The organism is Pseudoxanthomonas sp. UTMC 1351, from assembly GCF_040948865.1.
Classification (GTDB): domain Bacteria; phylum Pseudomonadota; class Gammaproteobacteria; order Xanthomonadales; family Xanthomonadaceae; genus Pseudoxanthomonas_A.
The window spans coordinates 33701-53637 of sequence record NZ_JAVGJT010000021.1 but is presented as its reverse complement, the minus strand read 5'-3'; the positions used below and the strand labels follow the sequence as shown (position 1 = coordinate 53637).

The following is a 19937-nucleotide window of genomic DNA, read 5'->3' as shown; positions in this document are numbered from 1 at the left end:
ATTTTTGCTTTTCCGCCCAAGCAAAAACATGGGATCCCCCAGGACGGCTTGCCAGCACTTTGAGATAAAGACACGCCATCCCGACCAACGGATGAATAGCCTGTGCACCCCGTCGCATTCACCGGCCGCGAGTTAGCTAATACTCTGCGCTGATTGGGGAAAATCAGGAATTCCAGATGGCGCGACGCCTCGTCAGCTTGCGGCGGACTATGTTCCGCGGCCGCTTCGATCGTTTGACTCGCAGAGAAACCGCGGCCGGACCGGCAACCAGGCCGGCTCCTGCCACATCCGCTCCGGCTCAACCCAGCCTGCTGCAGCAGGTTCGCGAACGGCATCGGCGGCTATATGGACGCAAGGCCGGCGAGCAGGCCCGCCCGAAGACCGCAGCCGCTCCGGAAGCGCAGACCGCTGGCGAAGGGAAAACCAGCGCAGGCATGTCGGCACCGCGTTTGCTCACCTTGCCGCGGCCACCCTTCGCCGTGCAGGCGCTCAATCATCTGAGCTACGGCGCCACGACAACCACCATCGCCGAATTCAACGCCCTCGGCAGCACCGACCGGCAGCGGCTGGCGAACTATGTGGACTGGCAGCTGGACTGGGACAACATCAGCGACGCGGCGGTGGAAAGCCGGCTGACCGCGGCCGGATACACCACGTTGGGGAAAAGCCTCTCACAGCTGTGGGCCGATCACGTGGTCGCCGATCCGGAGAACGCTGTCCGCATGCGTCCGGCGACGGAAGTACAACGCGCCGCGTATGTGCGGGCGGCGTATTCGCGCCGTCAGCTGCGCGAGGTGTTGGTCAATTTCTGGCACGATCATTTCAACGTGCTGGCGAACGACTTCAGCACCGGCCCGGTATACGTGCACTACACCCGCGATGTCATCCGCGCGAATTCCAAGGGCAATTTCCGCGTAATGCTGGAGGCGGTGGCCAAGAGCACCGCGATGCTCTACTACCTGGACAACATCAACAACTCCCGTTCCGGTCCCAACGAAAACTTCGCCCGGGAACTGTTGGAGCTGCACACCCTGGGTGCGGAAAACTATCTGGGCTTCACCGACCCGTTCCAAGTAGCGCCCTGCCCGGAAGACCCCGCTTACCCCATCGGCTATACCGATATCGACGTGTACGAGACCTCGGCCGCTTTCACCGGCTGGTCGGCCAAGAATGGGAACTGGCAGTTTCCCACCGAGAACGATGGCACTTTCGTCTACCGCCAATCCTGGCACGATGCGGGGCCGAAGTTCCTGCTGGGCATGCTGATCTATCCCGAGCAACCGGCCATGAAAGACGGCCGCGACGTGCTGGACCGACTGGCCAGCCATCCACGCGTAGCCAAGTTCATCTGCAAGAAGCTGATCCGCCGCTTCATCAACGACACACCTTCGCAACCGCTGATCGATAGCGCCGCCGCCGTCTTCCGCGCCAATTGGCAGAGCGCCAATCAGATAGAGCTGACGCTGCGCCATATCCTCAACTCCGACGACTTCTTCTACAGCTGGGGCCGCAAGAAACGCCGTCCGTTCGAGGCAACGGTCGCCGCGATGCGCGTATTGGGACATGACTGGACACCGCGACCAGGCCACGCCAAAAGCGATGAGCTCATGTGGCGGGCCGGCTTCACCGGGCATATGCCTTACAACTGGGCGGCGCCGAATGGCTATCCGGATACCGGCATTGCATGGTCGGGTTCCAACTCATACGCGATGACCTGGAAGCTGCTCAACTGGCTGACCGAAACCAGTGACGCCGATGTGCCGCTGAGCCCGATCCTGGCGACCAGCCGCAGCGGTGTGACCTCGTGGACGGCCAACAATCTGGTGACCTTCTGGTGCCAGCGCATCCTCGGCTATCAACCAGAAGCGACGCGCAAGCAAGTGCTGGTCAGTTTCATGGCGCAGAACGGCGATCCCAACAGCTACGTGATCCTGGACAACGACGTCTGGCAACAGGGCGATCTGAAGCGGCACTACAACCACCAAAGGCTGCGCAGCATGGTTTCGCTGATCCTGATGTCCCCCGAATTCCTGAGCCGCTGAGGGCCCGACATGAGCAACTTCAAACTGACCCGTCGGGAATTCGTCAAAGGCTGCGGCAGCGCGGCAGTAGTCAGCGCCGCCGGCAGCAGCCTGATCTTCGCCGATGGCGCGGCAGCCGCCGCGAACAGCTACGACACCGTGGTGCATTTGTTCCTGCGCGGCGGCATGGATGGCTTGAATCTGGTGGTGCCGATCAGCGGTGCGGATCGCACGTTCTATGAGGAAGCCCGGCCAAGCTTGTCGATCGCCGCCACCGGCACGTATGGTGCGCTGCCGCTGACATTGAGCGGCGGCGCGGCTACCGGCTTCGGCTTGCATCCTTCGGCGACCGGTCTGCGCGATCTGTGGAACGACAGCAGGTTGGCCATCGTGCATGCCTGCGGCATGTCCACCGCGGTCACTCGCAGCCACTTCGATGCGCAGCTGTATATCGACCTGGGCACGCCCGGCAAGTTCGGCTCGGGCACCGGATGGATGACACGCGCCTGGCAGACCCGCGCCAGCGGCACGCCCGCCGCCGTGTTGCCGGCGTTGGGCGTCAGCGGAACGCAACCGGCCGGCCTGATGGGCGCGACCGATGCGTTGACGATGAGCAGCCCTTCCGATTTCGGATTGAACTCGGGCGCTTACGCCTGGCAGAAAATTCGTGACGGCGCGCCTGCGGGCTTCCGAGGCATCAACGAGACGTTGGCGGATCTTTGGATCGGCCAGAGCGGTGTGGAGATCGAAGGGCGCCGTGCGAACGGCGCATTGAACCTCATCGGACAGCAATCCTTCGCCAGCCTGCCCGCCGCATGGCCGACGGGGGGATTCGCGCAGCAACTGTGGACCATCGCTCAGTCGATCCGTTTCAATCTAGGCCTGCGTTACGCCACATTGGACTTGGGCGGCTGGGATACGCACGAGGGCCAAGGCACCGCCGGCAGCGGCTATCACTACTACCAGAACAAGATCAACGAACTCTCCTCGGCGCTTTACGCGTTCTTCAACGAGTTGAATGCCGATGGACAGATGTCGCGCGTGACCGTGATCGTTCAATCGGAATTCGGCCGCCGCGTCCGCGCAAACGCAAATGGCGGTACCGACCACGGCTACGGCAATCCGTTGCTGGTGCTGGGCGGACCGGTCAACGGCCGTCGCTTCTTCGGCAGCTGGCCGGGACTGAACCCGGAAACGCTGTCGCCTACCTTTGGCGATGTCCCCGTCACCACCGACTACCGCCGGGTGTTCTCCGAAGTCCTGATCCGCCGCATGGCCAATCCCAACCTCAGCCAGGTGTTTCCCGGCTACGCGGGCTATGCTCCGCTGGGTATCGTGCAAGGCACCGATATCGCGGCGCAGTCGCAGGCGGTTGCTGCTTCGGCGCGGCCTTTGGGAATTCCTTCTTCTGCCGCGACAAACAGCGGGCTCGATGGCGAAATCTCACCGCGCGAACGCGCGGTGCCAGATTGGCAACGGCGCGGCAAGGTAAATCGGATGATTACGCGGCGCGAGCGGTAGACATCACGCGAACCAAATAAAGCCAAGTGAAAGCCTGGCTTTTTTTACAGTCAACGGGCGCTCGGCGATTGCTTATTTTCCCTGCCAAAGCTCCGGATGGGCTGCGACATAAGCGCTGATGGTATCCGCCATGGCCGCATGATCCTTAAGCGATGGATGCCAGTTGCAACCGGTGATCTCCACTTTCGGATAGGCGAGCAAATGGATGCGCTTGTCGCCATCTTCCTGAAGTGTTTTCATGACCAAGTGGTTGCCCGCGGCGTAATCGGCATCGTAGGTTTCCAGCACAAACAGAAGAATGAATGCGTCCGGATTCTTCTTCCGTAGCTTTCGCAGGAACTCCACATAGGCCTTGTCGAAATCCTTGCGCAATGCCTGCTGGTCTTTCCATCTATCGTCAGATTTTACTGCCGGCACGAAATCGTTGCCGCCCAGCCCAACGACGATGACCTGCGGCTTCCATGCATCGTTCCTATATGCGGCAGGATTATCGAACAATATCCGCGGATAAAGCGATGTCATGCTCATGTCCGGCTTCATGCCGTCGTAGTTGCGTATCACGCCGATGCCGGAATACGCGTTGATCTGGTAGTCGGCGTTGAAGCGATGCGCCACTTGCGGGCCATAGGCTTTCTGGGTGTCGGTGGAAAGGAATAGCTCCTCATCCGTGCATTCGCGGGTGGTGGATGTATTACCGTAACCGACCATATCCGAGTCGCCGACGAATTCGATCTGACGCGGTCGCGATGGCGAGGGCAGTGCTTTGCCCGAAGCGGGGATATAGAACCCTTCGAAGGTGCCGGTACCGTCCTGCGATTCGTTAAGTTTTTCCAGACGAATCGTGTGGCGACCTTCGGTCAGGTTAGCGATCTTGTGTTCAATGGTTCCCGGCCGATCCAGTACCGCGCTTGGCTGTCCGTCGATGAGAATGCGCAAACGGTTCGTGTCGTCCGCCACGCGGACAGAGACTTCTGAGCCCTCGAACGCCGCTTCGAAATAGATTGCGGGCCATTGGTAGCGATAGAGAGGGTGCTTGCCATCGCTGGTGGTCGCGACTCGCCCGCCGATGTGCAGAGGCAAGGGGGTCTGGGCAATCGCATGGGTGGATGAAGCGAAGATGGTGGCCAGCAGCAAGGCTTGCAATTGCTTCATGAGGTTCCCCTGTGAGCGCCAAGCGTAACGCACCTTGGATGTCCACATGGCGGCGGCTTCTTCTTACACTGTGGGAGTCGTGCCGGCATGCCGGTACGGGTGAGTCGCGACCGGAAAGGTTCCGGTCGCGACTCACGTCGCTCCCACAAATGCGCTCCTACGCATTCCGTCATTGCGATAAGCAAACAAAGAAAAAGCGGGCCGAAGCCCGCTTTTTTTGAAGCTTGCAATGTCGCAGGCGGCTTATTCGGCCGGTACGCCTTCGCCTTCTTCCACGGCCTTGATCGACAGGCGGATGCGGCCCTGTTTGTCGACTTCCAGCACTTTGACCTTCACCAGATCGCCTTCTTTGAGCTTGTCGCTGACCTTTTCCACGCGCTCGCTGGAAATCTGCGAGACGTGCACCAGGCCGTCCTTGCCCGGCAGGATGGTCACGAACGCGCCGAAGTCCATGATCTTGGCGACCTTGCCTTCGTAGATGCGGCCGGGCTCGACGTCGGAGGTGATCTGTTCGATGCGCGCCTTGGCGGCCTGCGCAGCGGCGGCGTTGACCGAGGCGATGATGATGGTGCCATCGTCCTGGATGTCGATCTGGGTGCCGGTTTCCTTGGTGATGCCCTGGATGGTGGCACCGCCCTTGCCGATCACTTCGCGGATCTTGTCCGGATGGATCTTGATGGTCAGCAGACGCGGGGCGAACTCGCTCAGTTCCTGGCGCGGCGTGGTCAACGCATGGGCCATTTCGCCCAGGATATGCAGACGACCGGCCTTGGCCTGATCCAGCGCCTTCTTCATGATCTCTTCGGTGATGCCTTCGATCTTGATGTCCATCTGCAACGCGGACACGCCGTTGGAAGTACCGGCCACCTTGAAGTCCATGTCGCCCAGGTGATCTTCATCGCCCAGGATGTCCGACAGGACCACGAAGTCGTTGCCTTCCTTCACCAGGCCCATGGCGATACCGGCGACGGGCGCCTTGATCGGCACGCCAGCATCCATCAGCGACAGCGAGCTGCCACAGACCGATGCCATCGAGGAGGAACCGTTGGATTCGGTGATTTCCGAGACCACGCGGATGGTGTACGGGAACTCTTCCAGGCTCGGCATCACGGCCAGCACGCCGCGCTTGGCCAGACGGCCGTGGCCGATTTCGCGGCGCTTCGGACCCATCATGCGGCCGGCTTCGCCCACCGAGTACGGGGGGAAGTTGTAATGGAACAGGAAGTTGTCCTTGTACTCGCCCGACACGGCGTCGATCACCTGGCCGTCGCGCGCGGTGCCCAGCGTGGTGACCACGATGGCCTGGGTTTCGCCGCGGGTGAACAGCGCCGAGCCATGGGTACGCGGAAGCACGCTGACCTTCGAGGAGATCGGGCGCACGGTGTCCAGTGCGCGACCGTCGATGCGGACTTTGGTGCTCAGCACCGAACCGCGCATGGTCTGGTATTCCAGTTCGCCGAATTCCTTGGACAGTTCGGCAACGCTCCAGCCATCGGCTTCGGCACGGCCGGCCAGCGACTGCAGCACGTCTTTCTTGATGGCGGCAATGGCGTCGCGACGCTGCAACTTGTTGTGGATCTGGAAGGCCTGGGCCAACTGGGTGCCCACTGCTTCCTTCAAGGACGAGATCAGTGCTTCGTTCTTGGCCGGTGCGGACCAGTCCCACGACTTGGTGCCGGCTTCAACGGTCAGTTCGTTGATGATGTTGATGACCTTCTGCATTTCGCGATGGCCGAACATCACTGCGCCCAGCATCACTTCTTCGGACAGCTGGTCGGCTTCGGATTCCACCATCAGCACGGCGTTACTGGTACCGGCGACGACCAGCTCCAGCTTGGAATCCTTCAGTTCGCTGACGGTCGGGTTGAGCACGTATTCGCCGTTGATGTAACCGACCTTGGCGGCACCGATGGGGCCGTTGAAAGGTGCACCGGTCAGCGCGACGGCTGCCGAGGCGCCGATCAGCGCCGGGATATCGCCGTCGATTTCCGGGTTCAGCGACATCACCGTGGCGATGACCTGCACTTCATTGCGGAATTCTTCCGGGAACAGCGGGCGCAGCGGGCGATCGATCAGGCGCGAGATCAGCGTCTCTTTCTCGGTCGCACGGCCTTCGCGCTTGAAGAAGCCACCGGGAATGCGGCCACCGGCGTAGAACTTCTCCTGGTAGTCAACCGTCAGCGGGAAGAAGTCTTGCCCTTCACGGGCCGACTTTGCCGCCACGGCGGTGACCAGCAGTACGGTGTCATCGAACTTGACGATGACCGCGCCGCCGGCCTGGCGGGCGATTTCGCCGGTTTCCAAAGTGACTGTGTGTTTGCCGTACTGGAAGGTCTTGGTAATTTTTGCCACGTTGATTCCTTAGGGATATTGCTTAACGGATTGACCGTGCGCGACCCATGCCGCACGCGGGTGACCGGATGTTCCGGCCGTTGGCTCTACTGAAACGTTGTCTGCTGGCTGGCGGGTGAGGCGCATTCCATTCCCTGAAATGCAAACCGCGGCGCATTTCTGCGCCGCGGCGGGGTATTGGGTTAGCGGCGCAGACCCAGTTTTTCGATCAAGGCCTTGTAGCGCTCGTTGTCTTTCTTTTTGAGGTAGTCGAGCAGACTGCGGCGGCGGTTAACCAGTTGCAGCAGACCGCGGCGGCTGTGGTGATCTTTCTTGTGGGTCTTGAAGTGGCCGCTGAGCTGTTCGATGCGGGCGGTCAACAGGGCGACCTGTACTTCCGGCGAACCGGTATCGCTCACGCTGCGCTTGTTTTCTTCAATGACTTTCTGGGTATCTACTGACATAGTTTTTTTTCTCTGAGATGCGTGGCCTGCAGGAACGCCGGGAGATACCGAAGTAAACCGGAGCACCGCTAGGCTCGCCGTAAGCAAAAGGGAGTTGCCGTGAAATCGGCCGCGAAATTGTAGCTGCGGACGCCTTTTGAAACAAGGCTTTATTGCAGTGGTACCGGCTTTGGCGCCGTCTCGGGACAGGCCCAGGTGAACAATCGTTGCGGCGAAAGCAGTCCTTCGGCATCCACCGTGGCCAGGCCCAGCACGCGTCCTTCCGGTCCGTAGACCGCCACTGTGCCCGCCGATGCTTCATAGCCACGCAGGCGCTGTCCTTTGCCCAGGCGCTGGGCGGACTCGGCATCCAGCTCAAGGCGTGGAAAGCCGGTCAGCCCGGCTTCGATCGGCAGCAAACAAGCTTCCAAGGCGGCTTCGCCTTCCTGTTCAGCCAATGCCTGGAGCGCTTCCAGCGTGAACATCCGCGGCTGCATGAACGGGTCTACCCACAGGCGCCGTAACTCGGCGACATGCGCGCCACAACCCAGCGTTTCGCCCAGGTCCCGCACCAGACTGCGCACATAGGTACCGGAGCCGCATTTCACTCGGAGTTTCACGCGGTCGCTGGCATGCTCGAGTACCTGGATGTCATGAACCTCGACTTCGCGTTCCGGGGCTTCGATGGTTTCCCCCCGGCGTGCCTTGGCATACAGCGGCTCACCGCCTTGCTTCAAGGCAGAGTAAATCGGTGCTCGCTGGCGGATAACTCCGCGCAATGGCGCCAGAGCGGCCTGTAGGTGATCAGCGTCGATCGGTGGCGCCGGACGCTGACGCAGTACGGCGCCGTCGGCGTCGTCGGTATCGGTGGTGATGCCCAGCACGGCGGTTGTGTCGTAGGCCTTGCGCGAACCCAGCAGCAAGCCAGCGATCTTTGTGGCTTCACCGAAGCACAGCGGCAGCAATCCGGTAGCCAACGGATCCAGGCTGCCGGTGTGGCCGCCCTTCTCCGCCCGAAACAAATGCCGTGCGCGCTGCAGCGCCTGGTTGGAACTCAAGCCTGCAGGCTTGTCCAACAGCAGGATGCCGTCGAGGCGGCGGAAGCGGGGGCGTGCGGCCATTGCGTCTCTGGTTTGATGATCGCGAGAAACCGGTTCCCGTAGGAGCGGCGTCCCGCCGCGAGCTTTTCCCGTCGCCATGGATAAAGATCAAGAGCTCGCGGCGGGACGCCGCTCCTACGGGTTTGGTGTAAGCCTCAACGCAGCTTCGGTTGAGGAGCTTACTCGTCTTCGGGTTCGCTCGGCGGAGGCAGATCGCGCAGCAGATTGTTGATGCGCTCGCCGCGGTCCACTGAGTCGTCATAGTGGAAGTGCAACTCCGGCACGTGGCGCAGCTTCATGGCCTTGCCCAGCTGGTAACGGATCTGCGGCGACAGCTCTTTCAGCGCCTTGACCGCTTCGGCCGACCGCTCCTGCATCAGCGCGGTGACAAACACCTTGGCATGGGCCAGATCGCGGGTGACTTCGACGTCGGAAACACTGACCGATGGCAGCCCATGTTCGCGCACGGCTTCATGCACCAGCGTGCCCAATTCGCGGCGGAGCTGGGCGGAAACGCGGTCGGAGCGGTAGAAGGATTTAGTAGGCATGGTGGGAATTCCTTGGTCAGAGGCCAGAGCTCGGAGACCAGAGGCCAGGGGAGAAGCCGAAGCAGCAATGCCGTCGCTTTTCCCTGGTCTCCGGTCTCTGGCCTCCGGCCTCTGCGCCCGTCACAGCGTCCGCTGTACTTCGATGCGCTCGAAGCACTCGATCTGGTCGCCGGGCTTGACGTCGTTGTAGGCCTTCACGCCGATGCCGCATTCGGTGCCATTGCGCACTTCGTCGACGTTCTCCTTGAAGCGGCGCAGCGATTCCAGTTCGCCTTCAAATACCACCGTGCTTTCGCGCAATACGCGAATCGGCTTGTTTCGCTTGACCACGCCCTCGACGACCATACAACCCGCCACCGCGCCGAACTTGGAACTGCGGAAGACATCGCGGACTTCGGCGACACCGATGATTTCTTCGCGGATCTCCACGCCCAGCAGACCGGAGGCCACCTGCTTCACCTGATCGATCACGTCGTAGATGATCGAGAAGTAGCGCAGGTCCACGCCATTGGTCTCGATGATGCGGCGAGCCGAAGCATCGGCGCGTACATTGAAGCCGATGATGGTCGCCTTGGAGGTGACCGCCGAATTGGCGTCGGATTCGGTGATGCCGCCCACGCCGGAGTGGATGATGTTGATGCGGATGGATTCGTTGGACAGTGCGGTCAGCGAATGGCGGAGCGCTTCCACCGAACCCTGCACGTCGGCCTTGATGATCAGGTTGAGGCTCAACTGGCCCTCGCCCTTGCCCAGCTGGGCCATGATGTCTTCCATGCGGCTGCCGGCGGACTGCACCAGGCGCGACTCGCGGCGCTTGGCGTCACGCTGCTGCGCGACATCCTTGGCCAGGCGCTCGTCCTCGACCACCACGAAGTCATCACCCGCTTCCGGCACGCCGGACAGACCCAGCACCTGCACCGGAATCGATGGACCGGCTTCGGCCGGTTGACCGCCGGTTTCGTCGAACAGGGCGCGCACGCGGCCGTATTGGATGCCACAGACCAGATAATCGCCCTTCTTCAGTGTGCCCTGCTGCACCAGCACCGTTGCCACCGGACCGCGACCCTTGTCCAGCGACGATTCGATGACCACGCCAGTGGCGCGGCCGTCGCGTGCGGCGCGCAGTTCCAGCACTTCAGCCTGCAGCGAGATGGCATCCAGCAGTTCGTCGACGCCCTGGCCGGTCTTGGCCGAAAGTTCGACGAATTGGGTATCGCCGCCGAATTCCTCGGCCACGACTTCCTGCGCCAGTAGTTCGTTCTTCACGCGCAGCGGGTCGGCATCGGTCTTGTCGATCTTGTTGACCGCCACGATCAGCGGAACGCCCGCCGCCTTGGCGTGCTTCACCGCTTCAACCGTCTGCGGCATCACGCCGTCGTCGGCCGCGACTACCAGCACCACGATGTCGGTGAGTTTGGCGCCGCGAGCGCGCATCTGCGAGAACGCCGCGTGGCCAGGAGTGTCGAGGAAGCTGATCACGCCCTTCGCGGTTTCCACATGGTAGGCGCCGATGTGCTGGGTAATGCCGCCGGCTTCGCCGCTGGCGATCTTGGTGCGGCGGATGTAGTCCAGCAACGAGGTCTTGCCGTGGTCGACGTGACCCATGATGGTGACCACCGGCGGACGCGGCAGCTTCTCGCCCTGTACTTCCTCGGTATGGGCCAACAGCGCGTCTTCGGCATCGCCACTGCTGGCGCGCACGGGCACGTGACCCAGTTCTTCGGTGACCAGCGCAGCGGTGTCGTAATCGATCGTCTGGGTGATGGTCGCCATGACGCCCATTTTGAACAGCGCTTTCACTACGTCACCACCCTTCAGTGCCAGCTTCTGCGCCAGGTCGGCGACGGTGATCGTTTCGCCGATCGCCACGTCACGCACTACCGGCGCGGTGGGGCGCTCGAAGCCGTGCTGGCCGCCACCGCCACGCGCCTGCTCGACTTGGCGGCGTTGCTTCGGCTTGACGCGCGAGGTCGTGCGGCGCGCGCGATCGGCGGCCGACAGGTGCAACTGGCCGGCGAAGCGCTGAGTGCTGTCGTCGTCCTCGACGCCGGCGACCATGGCATGCGAACCACGGGTTTTGTGTTTGTGTGCGCCGGCAGTGGCGCGATCATCCACACGCGGCGGATCCTTGCGGACCACTGGTTTGGGTACGTGATGCCCGCCCGGCTTGGCCGGACGCGCGGGGGTTCCTTCGTCGCTTGCTGGCACGCCTGCCGCGGCGGCGGCGACCTCGGCTTCGGCCTGCAGACGCGCAGCTTCCGCTTCGGCGCGCACGGCCTCTTCTTCCTGGCGGCGGCGATCGACCTCTTCCTTGCGGCGGCGATCTTCCTCGGCCAGGCGCTGCTGTTCTTCCAGGTTGCGCTGCTTGGATGCCTCCAGCTTGCGCAGGATTTCAGCGCGCTCCGGATCCATCTCCAACTGCGAAGCCTGGATTTCCGGTTCGGTCGGCTTGACGTAGGTACGCTTCTGGCGGACCTCCACATTGACCGTGGTCTTGGTGCGGCCGGCAGCCACCGTCACTTCCTGGACCTTGCGCCGGTTCAGGGTGATTTTCTTGGGCGCGGCCGCGTCCTCGACGGGCTTCTCGGTCTTGCCGTGGGTACGGCGAAGGAAGCCGAGTAGCTTCATCTTCTCGGTGCTGGTCACGACCTGGTCGGGACCGCTGAATTTCATACCGGCTTCAGCCAGTTGCTCCAGCAGTTTTTCGACCGGGGTATTAACCAGCTCGGCCAGCTTGCGGATGGTGGTTTGCTGCGTCATTCGGATCCTATGACCTTGTTTGCGCCCCCACGCTGGTAGCGGAGGGAACGCGGATTCTAAGCCCTGCGGTTACCAGGGCGGCGTTCATCGACGGCTCATTCGCCGCGCTCCAGACGGGCGATCTCCTCGGCGCGGGCGGCCAGGATCAGCGCCGCGGCGCGTTCCTCGTCCAGTCCCTCAATGCCGAATTCCACCACCTCATCGGCGGCCAGATCGGACAGCTCCTCGCTGGTGCGGACACCGCGCGAGGCCAGCGCGTAAGCGGTTTCTTCGTCCATGCCTTCCAGCGCCAGCAGGTCTTCGGCCGGCTGATGCTCTTCCAAACCTTCTTCCTCGGCCAGGGCTTCGTTGAGCAGCGCGTCCCGAGCACGGGCCCGCAGCTCTTCCACGATGTCCTCGTCAAAGCCTTCCACCGCCAGCAGCTCGCCAACCGGCACGTAGGCGATTTCCTCGACCGTGTTGAAGCCTTCGCTGACCAGGATGGCCGCGATTTCCTCGTCCACTTCCAGCTTGTCCATGAACAGCTGGCGGGCGACGGCCTGTTCGGCCTCCGACTTGGCAGCCACCTGGTCCTGGGTCATGACGTTGAGCTGCCAACCGGTCAGGCGACTGGCCAAGCGTACGTTCTGGCCGCCCTTGCCGATCGCCTGAGCCAGGCGGTCTTCCGCCACGGCCAGGTCCATCGAATGCTTTTCTTCATCGACGATGATCGACTGCACTTCGGCCGGCGCCATCGCGTTGATGACGAAGGTGGCCGGATTGTCGTTCCACAGCACGATGTCGACGCGCTCGCCATTGAGCTCATTCGACACCGCCTGCACGCGTGAACCGCGCATGCCGATGCAGGCACCGATGGGGTCTGTGCGGGTGTCGTGCGCCAGCACGGCGATCTTGGCGCGGTCGCCAGGGTCGCGTGCGCAGGCCTTGATTTCGACCAGGCCCTGGCCCACTTCCGGCACTTCCAGCTTGAACAGTTCGATCATGAATTCCGGCGCGGCGCGGCTGATGAACAGCTGCGGGCCGCGTGGCTCGGAACGCACGTCGAACAGATAACCGCGAACGCGGTCGCCGGCACGCAGCACGTCGCGTGGAATGCCCTTGTCCTTCGGAATGAAGGCTTCGGCATTTCCGCCCAGATCCACGTAGATGTTGCCGCGCTCGGCGCGCTTGACCACACCGGTTACCAGCTCGCCCACACGGTCTTTCCAGGCGTCGACCACTTGAGCGCGTTCGGCTTCGCGCACTCGCTGCACGATCACCTGCTTGGCGGCCTGCGCGGAGATGCGCCCGAAGTCGGGGTTCTCGATTTGCTCTTCGATGTAGTCGCCGACTTCGACGTCGTCGCTCTCATCGATCGCGTCCATCAGGCGGATCTGCCGGTCAGGCGATTCCATCACTACCTCATCGGCCACCACTTCCCAGCGGCGATAGGTTTCGTAGGTGCCATCCTTGTGGTCGATGGTCACGCGCACCTGCACGTCCTGCTCCGGATAACGCTTCTTGGCGGCGGACGCCAACGCAGCTTCGATCGCGTCGAAGATCACTTCTCGCGGCACGCCTTTTTCATTGGCGACCGCATCCACCACCAGCAAAAGTTCCTTACTCATTTATCACTCCGCTCTCGGCTTGTTGGCCGCCGGCTTGTTGGGTTGTTGCTTACCTGTCTTTTTCGGGGCGGGCTTGCCCTTCCCCGGCTTGTTGGGAGCCGCCGTCTTCGCGCGGCTTCCAGTATTGCGGCTTCCAGTAGTGGAGCCCGCATTGGGTTTTTCCGGCGCAAAGCCCAGGGCCGCCCAATCGGGTACCAGCCGAGCCTTGTCGATATTATCGAATGCGACCGTTATCTCGGCGGCATCCACCGTAAAAACCACATTTTCGCCTTCGATGCGGGTAATGGCACCCTGCAGGCGCCGGCGTCCGTCCTGCGGCAATTTCAACACGACTTTGGCCGATTCACCTTGGTGGCGAACAAATTGCGCCAACGTGAACAGCGGCCGGTCGATGCCGGGGGAAGAGACTTCCAGGGTGTAGTTGCCGGAGATCGGATCTTCCACGTCCAACTGGGCGGAGACTTCCCGGCTGACTGCTTCGCAGTCGTCGATGCCGACCATGCGCGAAGCCTGTTCGGACTCGGGCACGTCGATGTATAGGCGAAGCGTGGCGCTGCCGGGAGCCGGCAGATATTCGGCGCCCAGCAGTTCCAGCCCGAGGGCATGCACCGTTGGGGCCAGCAGGTTAGCGATTTGGGTAGCCTTGTCGCTCACGTGGTGACCTTTCAACAAATGTCTGGATTACGAAAACAACAAGGGGCCCGATGGGCCCCTTGTCCGATACGCTGGATTCCGGTGCGAAGATGGGAACATTCATCTTTCGCGTGCCCGAGCCTTTGACAGTGAGGAGCCTCAAAATACGAGGCTTTTCTCACCGAAAAGCTTGGTAGCGGGGGCAGGATTTGAACCTGCGACCTTCGGGTTATGAGCCCGACGAGCTGCCAGACTGCTCCACCCCGCAGCAGAAGCGGAATTATGACGATTCAAGCGGTTTATTGCAAGTGTTGAATCGCATCAAAAACGAAATACAAGAAGACTGGTGGAACAGATGGGTGCCAGTAGCGGTAATACAAGCGAGCGGCTGCAATACAAGCGCGCGTCCGTGCTCCGATCAATCGTGCTTTGATTAAGGGGATTCAATCAATCGCGCATCCAATCAATTGCGTTCCCAATCGACGCGCTCCCGCCCCACGTGACCCGCACCGGTATCAGCCGGCGAAGGCCTGCTGGCACCACGCCATGATCGGGTTCCACGCGATACCCAGCACCAGCAGCGCGAGCGCGTTGACTCCGAACACAATCGGGACCACTCGATCCGTCCTTGCCGGGTGAATTTCGCCGACCGGCTCGTCGAAATACATCACCTTGATGATCCGGAGGTAATAGAACGCTCCGATAACTGCACAGACAACGCCCAGCAAGGCCAGCCACAGGAAGCCGCCATTCAACGCGGCGCCCAGCACCACCAGCTTGGCCCAGAAGCCGAGGAACGGCGGCACTCCCGCCAGCGAGGCCATCACGCAAAGCACCAGTCCCGCCTGCCACGGATTACGCGCGTTCAAGCCCTTGAAGTCGTCGATCTTGTCGGCCTCGAAGCCCTGCCGTGATAGCACGATGATCGCGCCGAATGCTGCCGCCGACATGATCGCGTAGCTGATCGCGTAGAACAGGGCTGCCGCATAGCCGTTTTGTCCGCCGCCGGCGAACCCCACCAACAGGAACCCGACGTGCGAGACCGTGGAGTACGCCAGCATTCGTTTCAGATTGGATTGAACGATGGCGATCAGGTTACCGATGATCAGCGAAGCGGCCGCCAGTCCCGCCAGCAGCCATTGCCACTGCACGGTCATCGGGCCTACGCCATCTTCCAACAAGCGATACGCCATGCCGAAAGCCGCCAGCTTGGGCGCGGAGCTGATGAACAAGGTTACCGGAGTCGGTGCGCCGTGGTAGACGTCGGGCAGCCACATGTGGAACGGAGCCGCACCCAGTTTGAAAGCCACACCGGCGACCATGAACACCACGCCCGTCAATAGCAGCAACCGGTCGTCACCGGTCGCCACGGCCCCGTTGCCGGCCGCTTCATGAATACCAGGCAGGTTCAACGTACCGGTAGCGCCATAGATCAGCGACATGCCGTACAGCAGCAGGCCGGAAGCCAGCGAACCCAGCACGATGTACTTCATCGCCGCCTCAGACGACAGCCCATCATCACGGTTCAGAGCGACCAGCGCGTAGGAACACAGCGCCAGCAGTTCCAGGCCCAGATAGACCATCACCAGGCTACCGGCCGAGACCATCATCATCATGCCGGAGGTAGCCAACAACACCAGTACCGGGACTTCGCCCGGATACAGATTGCGTTCGCGCAGATAAGGCCAGCCATAGACCAGCGACAGACCGCTGAGCAGCACGATCACCACCTTGCTCACATCAGCCATGGTGTCGCGCACGAACATGCCGCTGAACACGGTGCCCTGCCCGCCCACGCCGGCGGCGACCATGTACAGCACCACAGCAAGCACCACGATCGACAGGCCATGGGTGACCACCCGGCGCCGGTTGTCCAGGAACAGATCCAGCATCAGCAGCGCGAAGGCGCCAGCGATCAGGACCACTTCCGGCAACAGCGGCATCAGGTCGGCGGTGGAAGGTAGCATCGGCGTCGTCATGTTTCTTCCTTACAGCTTGCTGTTGGCGAGCTGCATCGCCAGTTGTGCGATCGACGGTTCCATCAGGTCGGTCAGCGGCTTGGGATACAGGCCCAACGCCAGCACGCCTATAGCGAACACACCCAACACCAGCGCTTCGCGCGAGTTGATGTCCTTCAACTCAGCCACGTGCGCATTGGCCACTTCGCCGTACATAACCCGCTTGATCAGCCACAGTGTGTAAGCGGCACCGATCACCAGCGTGGTCGCTGCTGCCAGTGCGATCACCGGGTGCTTCTGGAAGCTGGCCACGATGACCATGAACTCGCCGACGAAACCGCTGGTGCCCGGCAAGCCCGAATTGGCCATGCCGAACAGCACGAAAAACACGGCGAACCAAGGCATCACGTTCACCACGCCGCCGTAGTCCTTAATCATTCGGGTGTGCATGCGGTCGTACAGCACGCCGACGCAGGAGAACATCGCGCCGGAGATGAAGCCGTGCGAGATCATCTGCACCATGGCGCCCTGCAAGCCCAGGCGCGCCCCATCCATGTTGCCGTAATCACGAACCAAGCCGAAGGCGATGAAGATGCCGAGCGTGACGAAGCCCATGTGCGAAACCGACGAATAGGCGATCAGCTTCTTCATGTCGTCCTGCACCAGTGCCACCAAGCCCACATAGATCACACCGATCAGCGATAGCACGATCACCAGCGTGGCCCACTCGTAACCCGCGTCGGGCACGATCGGCAGCGTGAATCGCAGAAAACCATAGCCACCGATCTTCAGCATGATCGCTGCCAGGATCACCGAGCCGGCGGTCGGCGCCTCCACGTGCGCGTCCGGCAACCAGGTATGCACCGGAAACATCGGCACCTTGACTGCGAATGCGATCAGGAAGGCGAAGAACAGCCAGGTCTGCTCCTTGGCATTGAGCGGCAACTGATAAAGATCCGCTAACTGAAAACTACCGCCCTTCAGGTATAGGTAGATCAGCCCGACCAGCATGAACACCGAGCCCAGAAACGTGTACAGGAAGAACTTCACCGATGCATAGATGCGGCGCGGACCACCCCACACGCCGATGATCAGGAACATCGGAATCAGCATGGCCTCGAAGAACACGTAGAACAGCATCGCGTCCATCGCGCAGAACACACCCACCATCAAACCTTCCAGGAACAGGAACGCCGCCACGTACTGGCTGACGCGCTTGTCCACCGACGTCCAAGCACCGATCAGCGCCAACACGGTCGTCAGCGTGGTGAGCACGATAAGCGCGACCGAAATGCCGTCCGCACCCAACGAGTACCAGATGTTGAAGGCGGGCACCCACTCGTGCTTCTCGGCGAACTGCATGCCCGGATCAGCGAAGTTGAAGCCGGTCAGCAACGGCACACTGAAAGCCAGGGTCAGCAGCGCCACCGCCAAGGCCACCCAGCGGGCCAGGTCCGCACGGGAGTTGCCCAGGGCGAGCACCAGCGCGCCGCCGAGGATCGGCAGCCAGATCACAATACTTAGCAAGGGCCAGTTCGACACGTGTGATATCCGTTAGTTCAGCGCCAGAGGCGTCATTGCCAGGGCATTACTGCCAAAACCGGATGACGACGGCCAACAGTGCAATCAGGCCGAGGATCATCGCGAAGGCGTAGTGATAGAGGAATCCCGACTGGCTACGGCGCAACAAATGCGCCGCCAAGTCGATCAGGCGAGCGCTGCCGTTGACCGCCGCACCATCGATGACATGCGTATCGATTGCGCGGGAAGCCTGGCCCAACTTCACGCCGCCGCCGGCAAGGCCACCGATCCAGATGTGGTCGGCCCAGTACTTCTTGTCCAGGATATTGGCTAGGAACGCACCGAGCGGGCTGCTGCGCATCTTGGAAGGCCATTCGGTCTTCCACAGGTACAACACCGTCGCGAGCAGGAAGCCGGCAAGCGCCAGCCAGAACGGCCAGGCTTTCATGCCATGCCATGCGAACGCGGCAGGTCCGTGGAACTCTTCCTTCAGCGCCCTGACGGTGTCGCTTGCAGCAAACGCCGCACTCGGATCGGTATTGATGAAATCGATGGCGCCCAGGAAGAACGGCAACTGCTCGTGGTGCCCAGTCCAATCGGTACCGAACAGCATCGGGCCGATGGTGAAATAGCCGATCAGGATCGAAGGAATAGCCAGCAGAATCAGCGGCACTGTCACTACCCAGGGCGACTCGTGCGGCGTATGGGCGTGGTCGCCGTGGTGACCATGACCGTGGTCCTCATGGCCGTGCGCTTCATGTTCGTGCGCCAGCGCCGCTTCTTGCGCTTCTGTCTCCGCTTCCGGCGCGACGTAGTGCTCGGGCGCGGGATCGTTGAAGCGCTCCTTGCCGTGGAAGGTCAGGTACAGCAACCGGAAGCTGTAGAAACTGGTGACAAAAACGCCGAGCAACACCGCCCAGTAGCCGTAGCTGGCGATCCAGGTGCTGGGGCCATGCACGTCCGGCGGCGCCATCGTGCCCAGCTCGGCCAGCTTGCCAGCGAATTCGCCAGCCTGTTCCTTGTGATGCTTGGCCGCTTCGATAATCGTGTCTTTCGAATAGAAGCCGGAGAAGAAAGGCGTACCCACCAGCGCCAATGTGCCAATCAAGCTGGTGATGTAGGTGATAGGCATGTACTTACGCAGCCCGCCCATCTTGCGCATGTCCTGCTCGTGGTGCATGCCGATGATTACCGAGCCAGCAGCCAGGAACAGCAACGCCTTGAAGAACGCATGCGTCATCAGATGGAACACAGCCGCCGAGTACGCCGACACACCCAGCGCGACGGTCATGTAGCCCAATTGCGACAACGTGGAGTACGCCACGACGCGCTTGATGTCATTCTGCACTATGCCGATCAGGCCGGTGAACAAGGCGGTGGTGGCGCCTATGAACAGCACGAAATCCAGAGCAGTCTGCGACAGCTCGAACAGCGGCGACATGCGCGCCACCATGAAGATACCGGCGGTCACCATGGTGGCGGCGTGGATCAGCGCGGAGATCGGGGTCGGGCCTTCCATGGAATCCGGCAGCCAGACGTGCAGCGGCACCTGCGCCGACTTGCCCATCGCGCCAATGAACAGACAGACGCAGATGATGGTGGCGATGGACCAGATAACCGGTCCGTCCAGCACCTGCCAAGTGTTACCGAATACGGTGATGGCCCCGGACCACACCGGGATGGCCTTGCCGACCAACAACGTGGCGTTGGCGAACACGGTGGCATAGTCCAGCGTGCCGAACATCAACAGCACCCCCGCGATACCCAGCAGGAAGCCGAAGTCGCCCACGCGATTGACCAGGAACGCCTTCATGTTGGCGAAGATCGCGGTCGGCCGCTTGAACCAGAAACCGATCAGCAGATAAGACACCAGGCCCACCGCTTCCCAGCCGAAGAACAGCTGCAGGAAGTTGTTGCTCATCACCAGCATCAGCATGCTGAAGGTGAACAGCGAGATATAACTGAAGAAGCGCTGGTAACCGGGATCCTCGGCCATATAGCCGATGGTGTAGATGTGCACCAGCAGCGATACGAAGGTCACTACCACCATCATCATGGCGGTCAGCTTGTCGATCATGAAACCGACATGGCCGTGGTAATTGCCGACTTCGAAGAGTGTGTAGATGTTCTGGTTGAACGGCGAAGCACCCTGGCCCACCAGTTGGTACAGCACCCAGCCGGAGAGCACGCAGCTGACCGCAACGCCCAGAATGGTGACGATGTGCGAACCGGCCCGGCCCACCTGGCGACCGAACAGGCCGGCGATGACACTGCCCAGCAGCGGCGCCAGCACGATGGCCAGCAGCACGTTTTTGGAAATCGCGACTTCCATAGCAGTCATC

Annotated in this window: 13 protein-coding genes and 1 tRNA gene; 2 read left to right on the top strand and 12 right to left on the bottom strand. The window is 61.7% G+C overall.

The window, feature by feature from the left end; all coding sequences use genetic code 11:
- Positions 1 to 176: 176 nt before the first annotated feature.
- Both AB6O04_RS15190 and AB6O04_RS15185 read left to right on the top strand, forming a co-directional pair.
- Positions 177 to 2042, top strand: coding sequence for a DUF1800 domain-containing protein (locus tag AB6O04_RS15190; RefSeq protein ID WP_368564929.1), 1866 nt, complete (start codon positions 177 to 179; stop codon positions 2040 to 2042).
- 9 nt (positions 2043 to 2051) lie between these two features.
- Positions 2052 to 3542 carry a DUF1501 domain-containing protein gene (locus AB6O04_RS15185; protein WP_368564928.1) on the top strand — a complete coding sequence of 497 codons (1491 nt, stop codon included), beginning with the start codon at positions 2052 to 2054 and terminating at the stop codon, positions 3540 to 3542.
- Positions 3543 to 3614: 72 nt separating this feature from the next.
- Here AB6O04_RS15185 and AB6O04_RS15180 read toward each other — a convergent pair whose 3' ends face one another.
- The 12 genes from AB6O04_RS15180 to nuoL form a co-directional block, all read right to left on the bottom strand.
- Positions 3615 to 4694, bottom strand: a complete 1080-nt coding sequence (locus AB6O04_RS15180; RefSeq protein ID WP_368564927.1) for an SGNH/GDSL hydrolase family protein — start codon at positions 4692 to 4694, stop codon at positions 3615 to 3617.
- Positions 4695 to 4937: 243 nt separating this feature from the next.
- A complete protein-coding gene (gene pnp, locus AB6O04_RS15175) occupies positions 4938 to 7046 on the bottom strand; it encodes a polyribonucleotide nucleotidyltransferase (protein ID WP_368564926.1) in 2109 nt (702 codons plus the stop codon).
- 182 nt (positions 7047 to 7228) lie between these two features.
- On the bottom strand, positions 7229 to 7489 hold the full coding sequence (gene rpsO / locus AB6O04_RS15170) for a 30S ribosomal protein S15 (protein WP_368564925.1): 261 nt from the start codon (positions 7487 to 7489) through the stop codon (positions 7229 to 7231).
- A 149-nt stretch (positions 7490 to 7638) separates the two neighbouring features.
- Entirely contained in the window at positions 7639 to 8589 is a 951-nt protein-coding gene (truB, locus tag AB6O04_RS15165) for a tRNA pseudouridine(55) synthase TruB (RefSeq protein WP_368564924.1), read from the bottom strand.
- Between the two features lie 158 nt (positions 8590 to 8747).
- Entirely contained in the window at positions 8748 to 9116 is a 369-nt protein-coding gene (rbfA, locus tag AB6O04_RS15160) for a 30S ribosome-binding factor RbfA (RefSeq protein ID WP_337344902.1), read from the bottom strand.
- Between the two features lie 120 nt (positions 9117 to 9236).
- Positions 9237 to 11876 carry a translation initiation factor IF-2 gene (gene infB / locus AB6O04_RS15155; protein ID WP_368564923.1) on the bottom strand — a complete coding sequence of 880 codons (2640 nt, stop codon included), beginning with the start codon at positions 11874 to 11876 and terminating at the stop codon, positions 9237 to 9239.
- A gap of 95 nt (positions 11877 to 11971) precedes the next feature.
- The gene (nusA, locus tag AB6O04_RS15150) at positions 11972 to 13483 is read right to left on the bottom strand and encodes a transcription termination factor NusA (protein WP_368564922.1); all 1512 of its coding nucleotides are present in this window, start codon (positions 13481 to 13483) and stop codon (positions 11972 to 11974) included.
- Positions 13484 to 13486: 3 nt separating this feature from the next.
- The gene (gene rimP, locus AB6O04_RS15145; RefSeq protein WP_368564921.1) at positions 13487 to 14137 is read right to left on the bottom strand and encodes a ribosome maturation factor RimP; all 651 of its coding nucleotides are present in this window, start codon (positions 14135 to 14137) and stop codon (positions 13487 to 13489) included.
- 170 nt (positions 14138 to 14307) lie between these two features.
- A tRNA-Met gene (locus AB6O04_RS15140) sits at positions 14308 to 14384 on the bottom strand.
- A gap of 247 nt (positions 14385 to 14631) precedes the next feature.
- Positions 14632 to 16095, bottom strand: a complete 1464-nt coding sequence (gene nuoN / locus AB6O04_RS15135) for an NADH-quinone oxidoreductase subunit NuoN (RefSeq protein WP_368564920.1) — start codon at positions 16093 to 16095, stop codon at positions 14632 to 14634.
- Between the two features lie 9 nt (positions 16096 to 16104).
- A complete protein-coding gene (locus AB6O04_RS15130) occupies positions 16105 to 17616 on the bottom strand; it encodes an NADH-quinone oxidoreductase subunit M (protein WP_368564919.1) in 1512 nt (503 codons plus the stop codon).
- Positions 17617 to 17662: 46 nt separating this feature from the next.
- On the bottom strand, positions 17663 to 19927 hold the full coding sequence (gene nuoL, locus AB6O04_RS15125; RefSeq protein WP_368564952.1) for an NADH-quinone oxidoreductase subunit L: 2265 nt from the start codon (positions 19925 to 19927) through the stop codon (positions 17663 to 17665).
- Between the last annotated feature and the right edge of the window lie 10 nt (positions 19928 to 19937).